The organism is Haloferax sp. s1 (assembly GCF_058382125.1).
Window position 1 is genome coordinate 1 of record NZ_JBZRPK010000193.1, and the last position, 1805, is coordinate 1805.

Annotated in this window: 2 protein-coding genes; both read left to right on the forward strand. The window is 62.5% G+C overall.

Annotated features, from left to right (window positions below; translation table 11 throughout):
• The first annotated feature begins 309 nt into the window (after positions 1–309).
• Positions 310–432, forward strand: coding sequence for a DUF7989 family protein (locus tag QT222_RS01565; protein WP_491476085.1), 123 nt, complete (start codon positions 310–312; stop codon positions 430–432).
• 257 nt (positions 433–689) lie between these two features.
• Positions 690–1664 carry a phosphomevalonate decarboxylase MvaD gene (mvaD, locus tag QT222_RS01570; protein ID WP_491476086.1) on the forward strand — a complete coding sequence of 325 codons (975 nt, stop codon included), beginning with the start codon at positions 690–692 and terminating at the stop codon, positions 1662–1664.
• The last annotated feature ends 141 nt before the right edge of the window (positions 1665–1805 follow it).

A 1805-nucleotide genomic window follows, 5' to 3' on the forward strand; every position in this document is an offset into this window, starting at 1 on the left:
GAACCAAGCTGCCGCCAACCGGGGCCGCGCCCGAGCCCCCGCCGGGATTCTCCCCGGGGACACGCGGAACCGCCGAGACACTCGGTCCCCACTCGGGCCAGTCCTCAACGGAGACTAGCATATCCCAGACAATCGATTCGGGCGCTGAAACCTCCCGACTAACGACTAAGCGTCGCCCATCCACGGTCCGCTCGAAGTGGGGCCTTATCGCACCTATGTTGTCTCCCACATATCCTAATATGCTAATAAGTCGTAATATAATATCCCCGAAAGCCTTATGCCCCAACCATGGTAGTCAGTAGCAAGGACATGAAGCACACAGACACCCGACCGAAACCGACGATGCGAGACGTTAGCCACACACCACCGATGGGAGAGAGCGTCACGAATGTCTGGGAACGCGGCAACGAGGCTGAATCAAGCGAAAAATAACAGAGCAGAAAGAATCGACTGCAAAGTAACAGAGCAGAAGGGATTCGCAAACACGAAGTACCGACCACAATCCACCACCATCACCACCTTCTCACCTCCCGCTGGAGACGGGAGCGCAGGCAGCCGCCCTACACCATGCCTGCTATTGCGACCGACCGTGTTGGCCCAGTCACTGGCTGACACGCCCGTTTTGATTTGCAGCAGCGTAGCCGTCACCTATCGGGACGTTTAACCCCGAGTCCGACGGGCGTTCGAATATGAAGGCGACCGCCAAGGCCCACCCAATCCAGGGCCTCGTGAAGTACCACGGGATGCGAGACCCTGAGATTCGACTGCCGTATCACGACAGCATCAGCGTCTGTACGGCTCCGAGCCACACGAAGACGACTGTCGAATTCCTCCCCGACGCCGACGAGGACGTGTACGTCATCGGCGGTGAGGAGGTCGAAGGCCGCGGCGCAGAGCGTATCCGCGACGTGGTCGAACACGTTCGCGACCTCGCCGACTTCGACCACCGCGTCCGCCTCGAAAGTGAGAACTCCTTCCCGTCGAACATCGGATTCGGTTCGTCGTCGTCCGGGTTCGCCGCCGCGGCGATGGCACTCGCCGAGGCTGCCGACCTCGACCTGACGCGTCCGGAGATTTCGACCATCGCCCGCCGTGGGTCGTCCTCGGCCGCCCGCGCGGTTACGGGTGCCTTCTCGCACCTCTATTCGGGCATGAACGACACCGACTGCCGCTCCGAGCGCATCGAGACCGACCTCGAAGACGACCTTCGAATCGTCGCCGCGCACGTGCCCGCGTACAAGGAAACCGAGCAGGCCCACGCTGAGGCCGCCGACAGCCACATGTTCCAGGCCCGGATGGCCCACATGCATAAGCAAATCGACGACATGCGCGACGCGCTCTACGAGGCCGACTTCGACGCCGCCTTCGAACTCGCCGAGCACGACTCGCTTTCGCTCGCCGCGACGACGATGACCGGACCCGCCGGGTGGGTCTATTGGCAACCGCGCACCATCGCCGTGTTCAACGCCATCCGCGAACTCCGCGCGGAAGAAGACATCCCGGCCTACTTCTCGACTGACACGGGAGCCAGCGTCTACATCAACACGACAACTGAGTACGTCGACCGGGTCGAGGAAGTCGTCGCCGACTGCAACGTCGAGTCCGCCGTGGGGGAAGTCGGCGGTCCCGCCGAAATTCTCGACGAGTCGGACGCGCTGTTCTAAGCGCGCTCTCGCCGTCACCCTCTTTTCACTTGCGTCCGAGGTGATAGCCATGCGTGTCCTGGTTCTCGGTGCCGGGTACGCGGGCCTCACGCTCGCTCGCGAACTCGAACGCCGACTCCCCGCCGACGCCGACCTGACCGT

Coding starts and splice junctions, on each gene's coding strand:
- QT222_RS01565 (WP_491476085.1), top strand. CDS start 310: ATGAAGCACACAGACACCCGACCGAAACCGACGATGCGAGACGTTAGC.
- mvaD (WP_491476086.1), top strand. CDS start 690: ATGAAGGCGACCGCCAAGGCCCACCCAATCCAGGGCCTCGTGAAGTAC.